This is a genomic window from Sulfitobacter sp. EhC04 (genome assembly GCF_001650875.1).
In the GTDB taxonomy this organism is placed as follows: Bacteria; Pseudomonadota; Alphaproteobacteria; order Rhodobacterales; family Rhodobacteraceae; genus Sulfitobacter.
Map to the genome: position 1 here is coordinate 63616 of NZ_LXYI01000038.1, position 17325 is coordinate 80940.

Genomic DNA, 17325 nt, shown 5'->3' on the forward strand with positions numbered 1-17325 from the left:
CATCTTGCTAATGGATGGCGAAGCCTTGCCGGGAATCGGATGCCATGCGACCATGCCTGCATTTACAGCGTCCCGCCTTTGAGCTGAGGCAAATGACATCGCCAATGTCCCGAGTGCGCGCAGCGCGGCAGGGTATTGGCGTATCAAGTTTAAGGCGGGGCGCGTTAGAACCGGAGTTTGTTATGTCGATTTTTCGTGCCCTGCGTCTGCCATTTTTGTTGTTTTTCCTGCTGACCGGGCAGGTCTGGGCGCAAACTGCGGTGCCCGACCATCGTTTCCTGTTTTCGCGTGACGTTGATTTTTACGGCGCGGATCTGACCAGTCTCTTTGATACCACGCAAGATGCCTGCCAGCGTGCCTGTTCGGCGCAGGACGCCTGCGTCGCCTTTACCTTTAACGCCCGGTCGAATGCCTGTTTTCCGAAGTCCGGCGTGTCGGACCGGCAGCCCTATGAGGGGGCCATGTCTGCGCGCAAGGTGGCGACCGATCCGGCTGTTCTGGCTGCGGCATCAGCGCGTGTGGCGGAACTTTCCTTCCTTGACAGCAGGGACCTGGTAAATGCTCGGGCGCTGGTTGCAAGCAATGCGCGGCGGTATTCCTTTGGGCTGGAAACGGCGGATGACCTGATTGCGGCCATGACCGGCGCGCAGCAGGCGGGCAATACGGAGAATGCGCTGGCGTGGGCGGGCAAGGCCGTTGCGGCCACGGACCGGGCCGACCTTTGGGCGCGTATGGCCCGGCTGTCGCTGGATCGGGCCCAGCAGTTGCGCAACAGCGAAAAGGCAGAGCGCAACCGCGTCGCGCTGCGCGCGGCGACCAACGCCTACCTGCGCGCGGATAGCCTTGCGGTGCGGGTCGATGCCCTGTCGACGATGGCTCAGGCGCTTGAGGAAAACCGGCGCGGGCGCGACATGATCCCGGCGCTGCGGCTGGCGCTGTCGCTGTCCCCACGGGAGGAACTGGAAACCGCGCTGGACGACGCCATCGGAAAATACGGTTTTCGCATCACTGAGCATCGGGTCGACAACAACGCCGCCGCCCCGCGCATCTGCGCCGAGTTCTCGGAGAAACTGGTGCAGGTTGGGCAGGATTATGAACCTTTCGTCCGGGTCGAGGGGCGCGGTCTGGTTGTACAGGCCGACGAAAGCCAGCTGTGCATCGACGGCGTCGAACATGGTGCGCGCTATGACCTGACCTTTCGCAAGGGCCTGCCAGCGCAAAGCGGTGAGACGTTGCACAAGGACGTGCGCCTGCAACTTTATATTCGCGACCGTGATCCGCAGGTGCGGTTTCCGGGTCGGGCCTATGTGCTGCCCCGCGCTGCGGATGCCGCCCTGCCGGTAGAGACGGTCAATGTCACCGATCTGGATCTAGTGCTGCTGCGTGTCAGCGACCGCAATCTGGTCCGCACGATCCGGGAAAGCTATTTCGGCCGCCCGCTGAGCCAGTATGAGGCAGAGCAGTTTTCCAGCGATCTCGCGCAGGAAGTCTGGCGCGGCAAGGGCGAGACACAGAACGAATTGAATGTGGACATGACAACGCGGTTGCCGATGGGTGATGTGCTGGCCGATCAGCCCGCAGGTGTCTATGCGCTCAGCGCTTCGGTGCCGGGTCAGGACCCCTATGACAATCCGGCGGCAACGCAGTGGTTTGTGCTGTCTGACCTGGGGCTGTCCACCTGGTCCGGTGTCGACGGGTTGCAGGTGGCTGTGCGGCGTCTGGCCGATGCCACGCCGCGCGCAGGCATCCGGCTGAGCCTGATTTCCCGCGCCAACGCGGTGCTGGGCGAGGCGACGACCGATGCGGATGGGTTCGCCAGCTTTGCCGCCGGTCTGACGCGCGGGTCCGGTGCCGCAGCGCCCGCGCTGCTGGTGGCAGAGGATGGCACAGCTGATATCGCCTTCCTGCCGCTGACCGATCCGGCCTTCGATCTGTCCGACCGGGGGGTGGAGGGCAATCCGCCCGCGCCGCCGATCGACACCTTCCTGACGACCGACCGGGGCGCCTATCGCGTGGGCGAGACGATCTATGCAACCGCGTTGACCCGTGACGGCCAGGCCGCTGCGCTGACGGATCTGCCGGTGACTGCAATCCTCCGGCGGCCCGATGGTGTCGAATATTCCCGCCACCTCAGCCAGAATGCCAGGGCTGGCGGTCATGTCTTTGCCCTGCCGTTGGGCGCGGATGTGCCGCGCGGTGCATGGCGCATCGACGTGCTGTCGGATGTGGATGCCCCGGCATTGGCCAGCCAGACCGTGCTGGTCGAGGATTTCCTGCCCGAGCGTCTGGATTTCGAGATGACCCTGCCAGACGCGCCCCTGACGCTGCGCAGCAGCCCGCCCCTGCGGGTCGATGTGCGCTATCTCTTTGGTGCGCCGGGGGCCGACCTGCCGGTGCGTGGCGACCTGCGCCTGCGCGCAAAACGGTCCCTGCCGGGATGGGAGGGCTACCGCTTTGGTCCGCATGATGTCTCCTTTCGCACGCGCACTTCGGCGCTGGACGATACGGTGACAGATGCGGCAGGCACCGCGACGCTTGCGCTGAAGTTCCCGACACTGGACGAGGACCCCGGCCTGCCGTTGGAAGCCGAGATCATCCTTCAGGTCTCCGAAGGGTCAGGCCGCCCGGTAGAGCGCCGCCTGAGCAGACCGCTCACGCCGCAAGCCACGATGATCGGAATCAAACCGGCCTTCGACGGCACCTTGCCAGAGGGTGGCGATGCCGGATTTGACCTGATCGCGGTGACACCCGAAGGCGGCACCGCCCCGATGCAGGTCCGCTGGACCCTGAACAAGGTCGAGACACGGTATCAATGGTATCAGCAATACGGCAGCTGGGAATGGGAGCCGACCGTGCGCCGCCTCCGTGCAGCAACCGGCGAGGTGACACTGGGGGCCGAATCCGCGCGGATCAGCGCCCCGACCCAATGGGGCGAATACGAGCTGGTCGTGGAGCGCATTGGCGCGCCTTATGCCCTGTCCTCGGTGCAGTTTTACTCCGGCTGGTACGGGGGCGATGGCGAAACCGACACGCCGGACCGGCTGGAAATGTCGCTCAATGCCGATTCCTTTGCGGTGGGCGATCCGGTGCAGGTCCGCCTGATGGCCGATGGCGACGGCGTTGCAATCCTGACGGTGCTGTCCAACCGGGTGATCGAGCGCAAGGTCGTCGCCGTGACCAAGGGCGAAAACACCCTGCCGCTGACCGTGACGGAAGACTGGGGCAGCGGTGCCTATGTGACCGCGTCGGTGCTGCGGGGCATGGATGTGGACGCGGGCCTGAACCCCGCGCGCAGCCTGGGGCTGGTTCATGCCGCCGTGGAACCGGGGCAGAAGCAGTTGCAGGTCAGCTTTGATGCGCCCGAGGTGGTGGACGGTCAGGCAGGCACCATGCGTGCCGCCGTGCTGGTCGAGGGCGTGATGCCGGGAGAGACCGCCTATGTCACCCTTGCCGCCGTGGATCAGGGCATTCTGAACCTCACGCGGTTCGAAGCGCCCGACGTGAACGGCCATTACTTTGGCCAGCGGCGGCTGGGTGTCGAGATGCGCGATGTCTATGGCCGCCTCATCGACGGGATGAACGGCGCGCTGGGCGCGGTCCGCTCTGGCGGGGATGCATCCGGCGGGGCGCAGGTGCAATCGCCGCCACCAACCGAGGAACTGATGGCTTTCTTCGCCGGTCCGGTGGCCGTGGGCCCCGATGGCCGGGCAGAGGTCGAGATCATCAAGCCGTCCTTCAATGGCACGATCAAGCTGATGGCGGTCGCCTGGTCCGGCAGTGCCGTGGGGGACGCCGATACAGATGTGATCGCCCGCGATCCGGTGGTGGTCACCGCCTCCCTGCCGCGCTTCCTGGCCCCCGGTGACGACAGCCGCCTGCTGTTGGAGTTTGTCCATGCCGAGGGCCCCGCCGGTGACATTCCGCTGAGCGTGGTGGCCGATGCTGCCGTGGCCCTGGGCGATGTGCCGCAGACGGTCAGTCTGGGTCAGGAGGGCACAACGCGCGTCGAAATCCCCGTCACCGGGCGCGAGAATGGCGATCCGCTGATTACCGTGAGCTTGCAGACCCCGGCTGGCACGACTTTGCGCAAGGTGCTGACCATGCCGGTGCGCGACAACGATCCCGAAACTGCCATCACCCGCAAATTCGCGCTGGGTGTTGGCGAAACGTTTACCTTTGACAACAACGTCTTTGCCGGGATGCGCCCCGGCACGGGCGAGGCGACCCTGACAGCCGGACCGCTGGCGCGTTTCGACGTGCCGGGGCTGCTGCGGCAGCTGGATCGCTACCCCTATGGCTGTACCGAACAGGTCACATCGGCGGCGATGCCGCTGTTGTATCTGTCTTCCATGGCCGAAGCCGCCGGATTGGGAGAGCCGGAGCGCATTCGCGCCAAGATCGACGCTGCAATTGCGCGCGTGCTGACCCGCCAGTCCAGCAACGGGGCCTTTGGCCTTTGGAATGCGTCTTCGGGCGAGTTCTGGCTGGATGCCTATGTGACCGATTTCCTGTCACGGGCGCGGGCTGAAGGGTACGAGGTGCCCGATATTGCCTTCGGGATTGCCATGGACAATCTGCGCAACCGCATCGCCTATGCCCCCGACTTTGACAATGGGGGCGAGGATGTCGCCTATGCCCTGCTGGTGCTTGCCCGCGAAGGAGCGGCGAACATGGGCGACCTGCGGTACTACGCCGACACAAAGGCCAATGATTTTGGCACACCGCTGGCCGCCGCCCAGATTGGCGCGGCACTGGCCGCTTACGGCGATCCGGTGCGTGCCGATGCGATGTTCCGGCGTGCAGGTGTGCTGTTGCTGCGCGACAGGGACCAGCGGCGCAGTTACCGCGCCGATTTCGGCACCAGCCTGCGCGACACCGCTGCCGTGCTCAAGCTGAGCGCCGAGGCAGGCAGCAATGCGGTTGAACCCGCCACGCTGATCTCCTGGGTGCGGAATGAGGACAAGCGCCTGTCGACGCAGGAGGCCGCGCAGGTGGTAATGGCGGCCCATGCGCTTGCCTCGCCCGATGCGGTGCCGTCGCTGCGCGTGGACGGTGAGGAGGCGCGCGGACCGGTGATCAAACGGCTGAGTGATCGGCAATCTGGCCTGTCGGTGATCGAGAATATCAGCGCCACACCCATCGACATCACGATGACCGCCTATGGCGTGCCGCAGGTGCCCCCGGCGGCGGACGGCTATGGTTATGCCATTGATCGCAGCTATTTCACCCCCGATGGTGCGCCGGTCAGCGGGCCGGTTGCCTCGGGTGACCGGCTGGTGGTGGTGATCACGGTGACACCCTTCGAGAATGTGGGCGCGCGCCTGATCGTGGACGACCCGCTGCCCGCAGGGTACGAGATCGACAATCCGAACCTGTTGCGCGGCGGGGAGGTCAGCAGTCTCGACTGGCTGCAAACGACAGATGCGGAGAACGCCGAATTCCGCAGTGACCGCTTTATCGCGGCGGTGAACCACAGCAGTGCAGAGCCGTTCCGCCTTGCCTATATGGTGCGCGCGGTGACGCCGGGGACCTACCACCATCCCGCGGCCACGGTCGAGGACATGTATCGCCCCGAATACCGCGCCAACACAGACACCGGCGAGGTGATGGTCACGCCATGATCCGGCGCTATGGTCTTTTCGCGCTGGTGATCGCGCTGGGGCTTGCAGCCGGCCTGCGCGACAGCTTTGACCGTTGGGTGTCCGAAACGGTGTTGCCGCCGGTGCTGGTGGAAACCTCGGTCGAGGTGCACGACCGTCACGGGGCGTTGTTGCGGGTGTTCCCGGTGGAAAACGGCCGCCTCCGGCTGGCATTAAGGCTGGATCAGGTCGATGCCGGTTACCTGAACATGCTTGTCCGTTACGAGGACAAGCGGTTCTACCGACATGCCGGTGTCGATACGATCGCTCTGGCCCGTGCGGCTGCGCAGGCGCTTTGGCAGGGGGAAGTCCGATCGGGCGGCTCCACCCTGACGATGCAGGTCGCGCGCTTGCTGGAAAACTCCGGAACCGGGCGCTGGCCGGGCAAGTTGCGTCAGATCCGCGTGGCGCTGGCGCTTGAGCGGCGTTTGACCAAGGCTCAGATACTGGAACTCTACCTGAACCACGCGCCTTATGGCGGCCCGTTGGAGGGGCTGCGGGCCGGAACGCTGGCGTGGTTCGGTAAGGCCCCCGCGCGGCTGACCCAGGCCGAAGCGGCGCTGATGGTGGCACTGCCTCAATCACCTGAAACCCGCCGCCCTGATCGCCACCCTGAAACAGCCCGTGCGGCACGCGACCGTGTTCTGGCGCGCCTCAACGCGCCGGAGCGGGATTTGATGCCGGCGATCCCGAAGGTGATGAAACCCATGGTCCGGCTGGCCCCGCATCTGGCGGATGTGGCCCGGCGGGCAGACCCGCTGGCCCCGCGCCATGACCTGACGCTGGATGCCGGGGTACAGTACCAGGTTGAGGCGCTGGCACGGCGGGCGGTCAAGGGCCAGCAGCGCGGCGTCTCGGCGGCCATTGTTGTTGCGGATCATCGCAGCGGTGACATCCTCGCCTCTGTCGGGTCACCGGCCTATGCGGCAGTGGACGGGGCGCTGGGCTTTGTCGACATGACGCGGGCGGTTCGGTCGCCCGGATCGACGCTGAAACCCTTCATCTATGGTCTGGCCTTTGATCAGGGATTGGCACACCCCGACACGCTGATCGACGATTCCCCGGTGGCCTTTGGCAGCTACGCGCCACAGAATTTCGATGGCCAGTACCGTGGAGAGCTGACGGTGCGCGAGGCGCTGCAACTGTCGCTGAACATCCCGCCTGTCCTGCTGACACAGGAACTGGGCCCGGCGCGGCTGATGGCCAGCCTGCGGCAAGGCGGTGCGCAGCCCCAGCTTTCGGGCAAGCCGGGTCTGGCGGTGGCGTTGGGTGGCGTGGGGCTGACACTGAATGATATGGTGCAGCTTTACGCGGGCCTTGCCTCCGGCGGGACGGCGCAGCCTCTGGTCTGGCTGAAGGATACCGAAAAGCCGCCCGCGCGGCGCATGATGTCACGGGCAGCGGCCTGGCAGGTGGGGCATATCCTTGCCGGTATCACCCCGCCGCCCGGCACGGCAGCCCGACCGGGGCAGATTGCCTACAAGACGGGGACGTCTTATGGCCATCGCGATGCCTGGGCCATCGGATATGACGGCGCGCATGTGGTCGGGGTCTGGCTCGGCAGGCCCGATGGCACCCCGGTGCCCGGTGCATTCGGGGGCAACCTTGCCGCGCCGATCCTGTTCGAGACCTTTGGCCGTCTGGCCGCAACGCGCACCCCGCTGTCGGTGCCACCGCCCGAAACCCTGATTCTCAGCACGGCGTCCCTGCCCAAACCGTTGCAGCGGTTCCGGCCCCGTGACGCGGTTTTCAGCGGCGATGCCCGTGCGCCCATGGTCACATTCCCACCCGACGGCGCGGTCCTGCGGCAAAGCGGCGATGGCATTCCGCTGAAATGGCGGGCCGGTGTCCTGCCGATGACGGTGCTGGTGAACGGCGCGCCGGTGCTGACCGGCCTGCGCCGCCGCGATGCGATGTTGTCGGCGCTGGGGCCGGGGTTCTCACGCATTCAGGTGATTGATGCGGCCGGACGGGGGGCTGAGGTCGAGATCAGGCTTGATTGACCCGTGCCGCTTGGCCGAAACGTGCCACAGCCGCTTGCGCGCCATTGCTGGGCGCAGACGCTTGCGCTAGGACTGGCGACGATGAAACGACTGCTGGTCACCTTGCTTTTCTGCACGTCGGCCCATGGGCTGATGGCACATCCACATGTCTTTGTGGATACTGGCCTGGCTTTTCATTTTGACCCCGATGGGCGGTTGACGAAGGTTGAAGTGACCTGGGCCTACGATGAATTCTATTCCTTGCTGGTCACCGAGGACATGGAGCTGGACGCCGATTTCGATGGCAAGCTGACAGAGGCAGAGCAGGCCGCGCTGACCGGTTTCGACATGCAATGGATAGAAGGGTTCAATGGCGATCTGGAAATCACGCAGGGTGCCGCGCCGCTGCGCCTTTCGGGCCCCGAGAACTATACGGCCACGCTGAAGGAGGGCCGCGTGATCACGACCCATTTCCGCAGTATCGAGGGTGCCTCGGCGGCGGGGCCTGCCTTCGAGGTCAAACCCTATGACCGGACTTATTACACAGCATACGACGTGACCCTGCCGGTCACGATAGAGGGCACCGAGAACTGCCGCAGCCGGGTCAGGATGCCGGATCTGAACAAGGGGCTTATGGCTGTCCGCGAAGAGCTGGCCGCGCTGGACGCGGACAGCGACCCGGATGATGCGGGGCTTCCCAACATCGGGGCCGATCTGGCATCGACGGTGATTGTCACATGCGGCGCGTCCTGACATTTGCCGCGCTTGCGGTTCTGGTGCTGCTTGCGGCGTTCTGGGTGATCGGCGGCTTTGACCAGATCGCGCTTTGGGCGGCGGGATTGCAGCGATCCTTTCAAAACACCATTGCCGCGGCGTTGCGCGCAGCGCGTGCCGGTGATGACGGCGCGGTGCTGGCCTTGCTGGGCGCTTGTTTTGCCTATGGGCTGGCCCATGCGGCGGGGCCGGGCCACGGCAAGGTTCTGATCGGCGGATACGGCATGGGCAGTGACGTCCCGATGCTGCGCCTCTCACTGATCGCGGGCCTGGCGTCGCTGGGGCAGGCCGCGACGGCCATCGTGCTGGTCTATGCCGGTGTGCTGATCCTTGATCTGGGGCGCGAGGCGCTGGTCGGCGTGACCGAAGACATCATGGCCCCGGCCAGTTATGCGGCCATTTCCGCCATCGGTCTGTGGCTTTTGTTCCGCGGCGCACGCAAGGTATCTGCCCGGCCTGCCAACCCCCATCACGCACATGATCACGGCACAGGCCATGACCATGGTGTCTGTCAGGAGTGTGGTCATGCCCATGGTCCGACTCTGGCACAGGTGCAACAGGTGCATTCGTTGCGCGCCGCAATCGGCCTGATCGCCGGGATCGCGATCAGACCCTGCACCGGGGCGCTGTTTGTTCTGGTGATCACCTGGCAGATGGGCATCGGCGGGCTGGGCATCGGCGGGGCCTTTGCCATGGCTTTGGGGACTGCGGTTGTCACCATTGCCGTGGGGCTGGCGGCAGGCGGTTTGCGCGGTGGCCTGCTGGCAGGTATCAGCGGCTCCGCCCGCCTTGCAAAGACGGCTGCCGTGCTTGAGGTGCTGGCAGGGCTGACCGTGATCGTTCTGGCCGGGGGCCTGTTGATCCGGTCGCTGTAGCGCGGCACATCCGGCACGGGCCGGTCAGCGCCGCCCCTCGCGCAGCCATGCCCCCGTGATCAGCAGCACCGACAGCAGCAGCACCAGCCAGCCCGGCAACAGCGGTGTCTGGGTGACATCGCGGGTCTCGAAAGCATCGCGCGGGGTCAGGCCGAGCCAACCACGCCCGGCAGCGGGCCGTCCGGGCCGCACGTCCCGCAGTCGGGGCAGCCCGTCCTCCAGCCGCGCCACGCCGCCACGCATGCTGTCCACCAACGGGCGCATGACCTCATCGCTGGCAATGGTTTCGACAAATTCGCGCGGGGCGGCGGGGCCAAGGCCGATGACAGCGTTCTGATCGCCGTTCGCCAATCGGTAAAGCCCGATCTCCGGTCCCTGAAAAACAGTCTCGAAAATACCGGGGGACACTTCCTTGAGCGTCAGTTCGACGGTGCTGCCGTCCGGCCCGATGACCGTGACCGGTGGCACCGTTTCCTCCAGCGTGCGGCGACGGATGCGCATGGTCTGGCCTTCGGCGGTGGCGGTCAATGCCTCCTCCTCCAGTTCAGGTTCCTTCATCATCCAGTGCGCCAGCCGACGCAGCAGTTCCAGCTGCGGGCCACCGCCCTCGTAGCCCCGGCTCCACAACCAGGCGTGATCCGAGGCGAGCAGGGCCACGCGGCCCTCATCGACCCGGTTCAGCACCAGCAGCGGGCGGTCATCGACACCCTGCATTACCACGTTGCCCTTTGGTTGGGTCAGGTCGATCTGGCGCAACCAGCGGCCCCAGTCGCCGGAAGACGGCAGATCAGCCGTCACCGGGTGCCGTTTGCCGATGTCGGTGACCTTGGGCAGATAGGGTTCCTCGATCACCCGTGCCGTGGTCGGCGTGGCGGGCAGCACGGCCCCCAGGGGCGAGCGGTAGAGACTGTCGGCAGTGGCAAAGTCCGGACCGGCGGCAACCAGCACTGCGCCGCCCTTGCGGATGTAGTTCGCCACGTTCTCCAGATAGAGCGAGGGCAGGATGCCCCGGCGCTTGTAACGGTCGAAAATGATCAGGTCGAAATCCTCGATCTTTTCCATGAACAATTCGCGGGTCGGAAAGGCGATCAGCGACAGTTCGTTGACCGGAACGCCATCCTGCTTTTCAGGGGGTCTGAGAATGGTGAAATGCACCAGATCGACGGAACTGTCCGACTTCAGCAGGTTGCGCCAGGTGCGCCCGCCGGGGTGTGGTTCGCCCGATACCAGCAGCACCCGCAGCCGGTCGCGGACGCCGTTCATCTGGATCAATGCGGTATTGTTGCGGTCGGTCAATTCGCCTTCTGCCTCTGGCAGGGTGAACTGGATCACGTTGCGTCCGCCGTGGGGCAGGGTCACCGGCAGTTCCAGATCCTCGCCCACCGGGACGCGAAAGCTTTGCGGTTCGTCCCCGTCGATGGAGATGTCGAGTTGCACGAGCGGGTTATCGGCAGGGGCGGCCCCCAGATCGTCGATGCGCAATGTCAGGGTGACCGGCTCGCCGATGATGGCAAAGGCGGGGGCGTTTCGGACGGTCAGGCGGCGGTCCCAGTCGGTCTCCTCTCCGCTCATCAGCAGGTGCAGGGGCGCGGGCAGGTCCACGGGAAGATCGGCGTCATGGATGCGCCCGTCAGAGATTGCAAGGACACCCGCGATGCGCGCGCGCGGCTCTTCCGCCATGGCATTTGACAGGGCGGTCATCAGTTCAGTGCCTGCATCGCCTTCCCCGTCGGGGACGGCAATGCGGCGCAGTTCCGTGTTGGGGCGGGCAGTGATCTGCGCGGCAAGGGCGGCAGCCGCCGCGCTGGATTGCGCAGTGCGCGTGCCCAGAGTCTGGCTGGCGCTCTCGTCCTCCACCAGAAAGACGATGTCGGTCAGCGGTGCGCGGTCTTCCTGCTGGTAAGACGGGTTTGCCAGGCCTCCCAACACCACCAGCGCCGCCCCGGCACGCAGGCCCCAGCCGTTCAGACCCCGCAGGATCGCAAGGATGATCGAAAGCGCGGCGACAATGGCCACCACCAGCAGCAGCGCCATCGGAATTAGGGGATCAAAGACGACAGTTGCACTCATTGGCCAAGCCGATCCAGCAGGGCAGGCACATGGACCTGGTCCGATTTATAATTCCCGGTCAATACATGCATGATCAGGTTCACGCCAAACCGGTTGGCAAGCTCCCGCTGCCGTTCACCGGCATATCCCCGGCCGATGGGCAACAGCGGCGCGCCGTCGCTGCGCACGGCCCAGGCCGCAGCCCAGTCATTGCCGCCGATCACCACCGGCGTCACACCGTCGTTGAGATTGCGGAACGGCATTCCCTCGATCTGCTCTGCATCGGGCGGAGAGGCCTCCACCCAGACATCGCGGCTGTTATAGCGGCCCGGAAAATCCTGTAGCAGATAAAAGGTGCGCGTCAGCACGTGATCGGCGGGCAGGGGCTCCAATGGCGGAATGTCCAGCGGCGCGGCAAGGTCCTGCAACTTGCGGCCATTCTGGCTGGACCCGCTCAGGCCCGCGATATCCGCATCGCGCGTGTCGAACAGGATCATGCCGCCGGAGCGCAAGTAGCTGTTCAACTTGGAATAGGCCTCGGACGAGGGGCGCGGCTGATTGGGCGTGATCGGCCAATAGAGGATCGGGAAGAACGCCAGTTCATCGGTTTCCAGGTTGACCGCCGTGGGCGGTGCGGGTTCGACGGAGGTGCGAAAGAACAGCACATCGGAAAGCCCTTTCAGGCCCGCAGCGGCGATGTCGTCCACCTCCGCATCACCGGTGATCACATGGGCCAGCGAAACTTCGACCGTGGCGGCGAGGGCGAATGCATCGGCCTCGGCTGACTGCGCGTCCGCCGGGTTGAGGGGCAGGCCCATGGCAAGCATCAATGCGCCAACGACCGCTGCGCCGCGACGGCCCAGCAACCGGCCTGACAGGGCCAGCGACGCCACCACATCCGCCAGCAGCAACAGGATCGCGAAGCTAAGCAACCAGCCCGCCACGGGCTGCTCCGGCGGGACAGCAAGCCCGCGCAGGGGTACATCTGCAGGCCAACTGGCCGGGGTCAGCGTGCTGTCGGCGGTAAATACGTTGCGGGCCAGCCTGCGGTCCGCATTGGCGTATATGCCCGGTTGCAGCGCAGGCCCGGCAGGGGCGCTGACCAGATCGCCGCCTTCCACGCCCGGCAGCGTGCCCGCATCGGACAGGGTGCCATACCCGTCCATGATCCGCAGCGGGGTCCATGTTGTCCCGCTGAGGTCGCCCGCATCGGGCTGGGCGGCGGCAGAGGACACCGCAAGCCGTTCCATCATCTGGACGAAGAGGCCCGACAACGGCAGGGTGGACCATTCCGCCGTGGCAGTGACGTGGAACAGCACGATCTGCCCCTGACCCACTGTCTTGCGGGTGACCAGCGGCGTGCCGTCGCTGAGCGAGGCAATGACCCGGTCGGCAAGGGTCGGATCGGGTTGCGCGACGACCTGTGCGGTCACTGTCACGTCGTCCGGCACCGGCAGGCCAAAGAAGGGAGAGGTGTCGCGGAACGGGGCCAGCGACTTGGGTTCACCCCAGCTCATCGCGCCGCCCACGCTGCGCCCACCCGCACGCAGGCGCACCGGCATCAGCGGGTCTTCGTCTATTCGGCTGACGTCGCTCGCTGCAATGCGCGGCCCGGCAAATCGGACAAGCATCCCGCCGTTCTCGATCCACTCGGTCAATGGCGTTGCCTCGGCCTCTGACAGGGTGGCGATGTCGGCCAGAACAATCACATCGGGGTTGGCGGGCAGTACATCGGAAATCGACCCGTCGATCAGGTCGGCAGTGGGGGCAAGTGCCTGTTCGATGTAATGCAGCGGAGACAGAAGCTGTAGCGCCTCGCGGTCGCCACGCCCGCCGATCAACGCAACCTCGCGCCGCCGCAGGGCATCATCCACCAGCGTCACCGCCCCGGCTGAACGTTGCCCGGCAATCACGAACCCGGTAATTCGCGCCCGCATCTCGGCAGGCAGGGAGACCTCCGCCGTGCCCAGACTCTCGCCATCCGAAAATGACCCGGTTGCGGTTGCCAGGATGCGCGCATTTCCGGCGGGGTCGCGCCCCTCTGCCTGGATGGTGACATCGCGCGCAGGCCCCGGTGCGGCACGGGCAACCTGAAGTTTGACCACGCTGTCGGCATAGGTAGCCGGGCTGATGGCAAGCACGTTTGCCGCTGTCTGATAGACTTCGACGTCGCCTTGCGCCTGAAGTCTGGCCAGCATTTCCTCCCGGCCTTCATACTCCAGCGCGTCGCTGAACCAAAGCGTATCGAACCCCTCCATCTGGTCGATGATTGCCGTGGCCCGCGCGACATCGGCGGGGGAGGGTTGCCATGGCGCGGGAGTGAAGCCGGCCAGGCGGCCGCGCCAGACATCAGCCGCCTGGAACAGCGGTTCCTCCGGGCGGGTCAGCGCCAGCACCGCCACCGTGCGATTGGCCCGCGCGGCGCGGGAAAGCTGCGCCTCGACGGCCTGCATCTGCTCGGTCCAGCGGGTGGCCCCGGCCCATGTGCCATCCAGCACGATCAGCAGCGGCCCACTGCCCTGCGCCTGATCCTCCTGCGGGTTCAGCACCGGACCGGCCAGGCCGAGAATGATCGCCGCAACTGCCAGCATCCGCAGCAGCAGAAGCCACCAGGGTGTGCGGTCGGACACGCTTTCGTCGTCCTTGAGGCCCAGCAGCAGTGCCACACCGGGAAACCGCCGCCGGATCGGGGCAGGCGGCACGGCGCGCAGGATCAGCCAGAGGATCGGAAGCGCCGCCAGTGCAAGCAGCAGCCAGGGCGCGGTGAAGCCGATGCCGCCCAATACCGTCATGCCGCCACCCCCGCGCGGGCATCCAGCGCTGCATAAAGCCACAGCAGTGCCGATTGCGCAGAGGCATCCGTATGATGCAGCCCATAGCGCCAGCCGGTTACCGCACAGAGCGTTTGCAGCTCTGCCTTGCGGGTGGCGAGCCGCTCAAGATAGCGGTCGCGCAAGTCGTTAGCCTTGAGCGTCTCGTGCCTGAGGGTGCCGCCCACGCTTTCGAAAATCGTGCGCCCCCGGAAGGGAAACGCCTCTTCGGAAGGATCGAGCACATGGTACAGCACGCCACGCACGCCACGGTCCGCCGCCTTGGTCAGCGCCAGTTTCACACCGCTCATCTCGCCCATGAAATCAGAGATAAAGACAGCCCGCGCATGGGGGACCATCGCCCGATGCTCTGGCGGGCTGTAGTCCGTTTCGTCATCCTGGCAGAACACCTCGGCCAGCCGCAGCAATTGCGGGTTGCCACTGCGCGGCGGCAGGCGTGTACCGGTCAGGCCAACGCGTTCGCCGCCCCTCAGCAGCATGATCGCCAGCGCCAGGCCCAGCAGACGAACGCGGTCGGATTTCTGCGGCAACTTGGGATCGCTGGAAAACCGCATCGACGCGCCCTGATCGACCCAGAGCATCACCGACTGAGCGATCTGCCATTCCCGCTCGCGCACGAATTCATGGTCGCCCATGGCGCTGCGGCGATGGTCGATCATGCGGCGGCTGTCGCCAATCTGGGCCGGACGGTACTGCCAGAAATCATCGCCAACGCCCGCACGTCTGCGCCCATGCGCACCCAGCAGCACGGCCCCCGCCAGATGCTCGGCACGCGCCAGCAGGGCGGGCAGGCGGGCTGCCTCCTCCTCCCCGTCGGCGCGAAGACTCTCGGGCGTATATCCACCAGGGGCAAGAGGGCCGGTCACGCTGCCGCCTTGGCCCCGGACAGGCTGGCGGCTGTTTCCTCGATCAGGCCCTGAAGGCTGTCACCCCGTGCGCGTGCGGCAAAGTTCAGCGCCATCCGGTGGCTCAGCACCGGGCGGGCCATATCAATGACATCCTCGGCAGATGGGGCAAGGCGCCCATGCAGCAGGGCGCGCGCCCGCACCGCCAGCATCAGCGATTGCGCCGCGCGAGGGCCGGGGCCCCAGGCGACGGATTCGCGCACACGGGCACTGGCACCTTCCTCTTCCGGGCGGAAGGCACGGACCAGATCGAGGATCATCTCGACCACCGATTCACCGACAGGCATGCGCCGCAACAGGCGTTGCGCGGCCAGAAGCTCAGCCGTGGTAAAGACCTGGCTGGACTGTTCTTCCACCTCGCCGGTGGTGGCCAGCAGGATATCGCGTTCCGTATCGCGGTCCGGATAGGCCACGTCGATCTGAACAAGAAAGCGGTCAAGCTGCGCCTCGGGCAGGGGGTAGGTGCCTTCCTGTTCAATCGGGTTCTGGGTGGCAAGAACGTGAAACGGCACGCCCAGCGCACGGCTTTGCCCTGCGACGGTCACGGTCTTTTCCTGCATCGCCTGCAACAGCGCGGATTGCGTGCGCGGGCTGGCGCGGTTGATCTCGTCTGCCATCAGCAACTGGCAGAAAACCGGCCCCTCGATAAAGCGGAACCTGCGCGATCCGTCTTCAGCGGTGTCCAACACCTCGGAACCCAGGATATCGGCGGGCATCAGGTCGGGCGTGAACTGAACCCGGTTGCCATCCAGGCCCATCACCGTGCTGAGGGTTTCCACCAGACGCGTCTTGCCCAGACCCGGCAGGCCGATCAACAGCCCGTGGCCGCCGCACAACAGGGCAGTCAGGGTCAGTTCGACAACCCGCTCCTGACCGATGAAACGCCGGGTGATCGACTGCTTGGCCTCGGCCAGTTTGACGCCCAGCGTCTCGATCTCGGCGACCATGTCTTCTGCATCACTCATGACAAACGCGTCCCTTGGGTTATATCGGTTCAGTGTAAGTGTATCTCTCATACGGGGAATGGCAAAAGCAATGAGTGGACAAAAAAGCGTTACCCCCTCGGCAGAAAGCCTCGCAGAGGCTGTAAAAGCCGCAAAACCACGCGGATTGCCGCCGCTGGAAAAATGGAACCCGCCGTTCAGCGGGGACATCGACATGCAGATACGGCGGGACGGGACCTGGTTTTACGAGGGCACGCCGATTGCGCGGCCCGGGTTGGTCAGGCTGTTCGCATCGATTCTGTGGCGGGAGGGGGAGGATTACTTCCTGGTCACGCCGGTGGAGAAAGTGGGCATCACGGTCGAGGACGCGCCCTTCATCGCCGTGGATTTCGAGGTGGAGGGGCAGGGGCAGGACCAGCGCCTGCGCTTTGTCACCAATGTGGAGGACAGCGCCGTCGCGGGGGCGGATCATCCGATCCGGGTGGCGCGGGACGATGAAACGGGGGAACCTGCCCCCTATATCCTGATCCGCCGCAACCTGGAGGCGCTGATCGACCGCAAGAGCTTTTACCGCATGGTCGAAATCGGGGAGCATCACGAGGGGTGGTTCGGCCTGTGGTCTGATGGCAGCTTCTTTGGCATGATCCCCTCCGAGGACCTGCCGCAGGAGCCGTGACACCGCCGAGGCGTTGATTTCAAAGGGCTTTTCGACCGGCTTGAGGTGCCCGGATATCAGGGGTATGTCAAGGCGGAACACCACCCCGGTGGTCCCAAGAAGACGCCCTGAACCGGATGAAACGCCCATGATCCCCCCAAGGTACGCCCCGATCCTCTTTGGCCTGATCCTGTCGGGGCTGATGTCCTGCATGGTCTCCGGCATCGCCACCCTGCGCGCGACGGGGCTGGGCGAGGGGGTCCTGACGCTGTGGATGGGAGCGTGGATCGCAAGCTGGGCCATCGCCTTTCCGGCGGTCCTGCTGGTCGCCCCGCTGACCCGCCGCCTGGTGGCGAAACTGGTCCGTCAGGGCTGACTTCGGGCTGAACCTGGGCTGAACACAGCGTCCCGCCTTTAACCTGATACACCCGGTATCGCCGATGTCCCGAGAGCGCGAAGCGCGGCAGGGTATCGGCGATTCAAGTTCAAGGCGGGGCGCTTTAGTTAACAGCGTTATTTTGAAGGACGAATCGGCGCACAACCTGTGCACCGGCCGTACACATGCCGTGCACCAGCGGGTACACGGGCGGGTGTTGCGGGAAGATGTGAACGCAGCGGACGAAGGTGTTGCGTTAAGGAGTGGTTAATGGGGGGAGTGAAAAAGGGTGGGG

10 protein-coding genes are annotated in these 17325 nt (G+C 65.5%); 6 read left to right on the plus strand and 4 right to left on the minus strand.

Annotation, left to right across the window (positions count from 1 at the left end; genetic code table 11):
• Positions 1–182 precede the first annotated feature (182 nt).
• The 4 genes from A8B82_RS16215 (at position 183) to A8B82_RS16230 (ending at position 9270) form a co-directional block, all read left to right on the plus strand.
• A complete protein-coding gene (locus A8B82_RS16215; RefSeq protein ID WP_082899341.1) occupies positions 183–5621 on the plus strand; it encodes an alpha-2-macroglobulin family protein in 5439 nt (1812 codons plus the stop codon).
• A complete protein-coding gene (gene pbpC / locus A8B82_RS16220; protein ID WP_067294655.1) occupies positions 5618–7642 on the plus strand; it encodes a penicillin-binding protein 1C in 2025 nt (674 codons plus the stop codon). Before A8B82_RS16215 ends, pbpC begins: the two co-directional genes overlap by 4 nt.
• An 81-nt stretch (positions 7643–7723) precedes the next feature.
• Entirely contained in the window at positions 7724–8374 is a 651-nt protein-coding gene (locus A8B82_RS16225) for a DUF1007 family protein (protein WP_067294656.1), read from the plus strand.
• The gene (locus tag A8B82_RS16230; protein WP_067294658.1) at positions 8359–9270 is read left to right on the plus strand and encodes a nickel/cobalt transporter; all 912 of its coding nucleotides are present in this window, start codon (positions 8359–8361) and stop codon (positions 9268–9270) included. Before A8B82_RS16225 ends, A8B82_RS16230 begins: the two co-directional genes overlap by 16 nt.
• A 24-nt stretch (positions 9271–9294) precedes the next feature.
• Here the strand turns inward: A8B82_RS16230 and A8B82_RS16235 are convergent, their stop codons facing one another.
• Genes A8B82_RS16235 through A8B82_RS16250 form a run of 4 tightly spaced genes read right to left on the minus strand, consistent with a single transcriptional unit; the run spans position 9295 to position 16020 of the window.
• Complete coding sequence (locus A8B82_RS16235) at positions 9295–11340, minus strand: hypothetical protein (protein WP_067294661.1); 2046 nt, start codon at positions 11338–11340, stop codon at positions 9295–9297.
• Complete coding sequence (locus tag A8B82_RS16240) at positions 11337–14111, minus strand: DUF4159 domain-containing protein (protein ID WP_067294664.1); 2775 nt, start codon at positions 14109–14111, stop codon at positions 11337–11339. Before A8B82_RS16240 ends, A8B82_RS16235 begins: the two co-directional genes overlap by 4 nt.
• Positions 14108–15016, minus strand: a complete 909-nt coding sequence (locus A8B82_RS16245; protein ID WP_067294665.1) for a DUF58 domain-containing protein — start codon at positions 15014–15016, stop codon at positions 14108–14110. The genes A8B82_RS16240 and A8B82_RS16245 overlap by 4 nt, the downstream gene beginning before the upstream one ends.
• Complete coding sequence (locus tag A8B82_RS16250) at positions 15013–16020, minus strand: AAA family ATPase (RefSeq protein ID WP_067294668.1); 1008 nt, start codon at positions 16018–16020, stop codon at positions 15013–15015. The genes A8B82_RS16245 and A8B82_RS16250 overlap by 4 nt, the downstream gene beginning before the upstream one ends.
• 70 nt (positions 16021–16090) lie before the next feature.
• On the opposite strand from A8B82_RS16250, the gene A8B82_RS16255 reads away from it, so the two are divergent.
• Together A8B82_RS16255 and A8B82_RS16260 are read left to right on the plus strand one after the other, a co-directional pair.
• Positions 16091–16675: a DUF1285 domain-containing protein gene (locus tag A8B82_RS16255; RefSeq protein WP_067294671.1), complete on the plus strand. Its 585-nt coding sequence runs from the start codon at positions 16091–16093 to the stop codon at positions 16673–16675.
• Positions 16676–16802: 127 nt separating this feature from the next.
• Positions 16803–17030, plus strand: coding sequence for a DUF2798 domain-containing protein (locus tag A8B82_RS16260; protein ID WP_067294673.1), 228 nt, complete (start codon positions 16803–16805; stop codon positions 17028–17030).
• Positions 17031–17325 lie beyond the last annotated feature (295 nt).

Bases quoted from the DNA above. Each gene is read 5' to 3' on its own strand.
- A8B82_RS16215 (WP_082899341.1), top strand. From the start codon at position 183: ATGTCGATTTTTCGTGCCCTGCGTCTGCCATTTTTGTTGTTTTTCCTG.
- pbpC (WP_067294655.1), top strand. From the start codon at position 5,618: ATGATCCGGCGCTATGGTCTTTTCGCGCTGGTGATCGCGCTGGGGCTT.
- A8B82_RS16225 (WP_067294656.1), top strand. From the start codon at position 7,724: ATGAAACGACTGCTGGTCACCTTGCTTTTCTGCACGTCGGCCCATGGG.
- A8B82_RS16230 (WP_067294658.1), top strand. From the start codon at position 8,359: ATGCGGCGCGTCCTGACATTTGCCGCGCTTGCGGTTCTGGTGCTGCTT.
- A8B82_RS16235 (WP_067294661.1), bottom strand. From the start codon at position 11,340: ATGAGTGCAACTGTCGTCTTTGATCCCCTAATTCCGATGGCGCTGCTG.
- A8B82_RS16240 (WP_067294664.1), bottom strand. From the start codon at position 14,111: ATGACGGTATTGGGCGGCATCGGCTTCACCGCGCCCTGGCTGCTGCTT.
- A8B82_RS16250 (WP_067294668.1), bottom strand. From the start codon at position 16,020: ATGAGTGATGCAGAAGACATGGTCGCCGAGATCGAGACGCTGGGCGTC.
- A8B82_RS16255 (WP_067294671.1), top strand. From the start codon at position 16,091: ATGAGTGGACAAAAAAGCGTTACCCCCTCGGCAGAAAGCCTCGCAGAG.
- A8B82_RS16260 (WP_067294673.1), top strand. From the start codon at position 16,803: ATGATCCCCCCAAGGTACGCCCCGATCCTCTTTGGCCTGATCCTGTCG.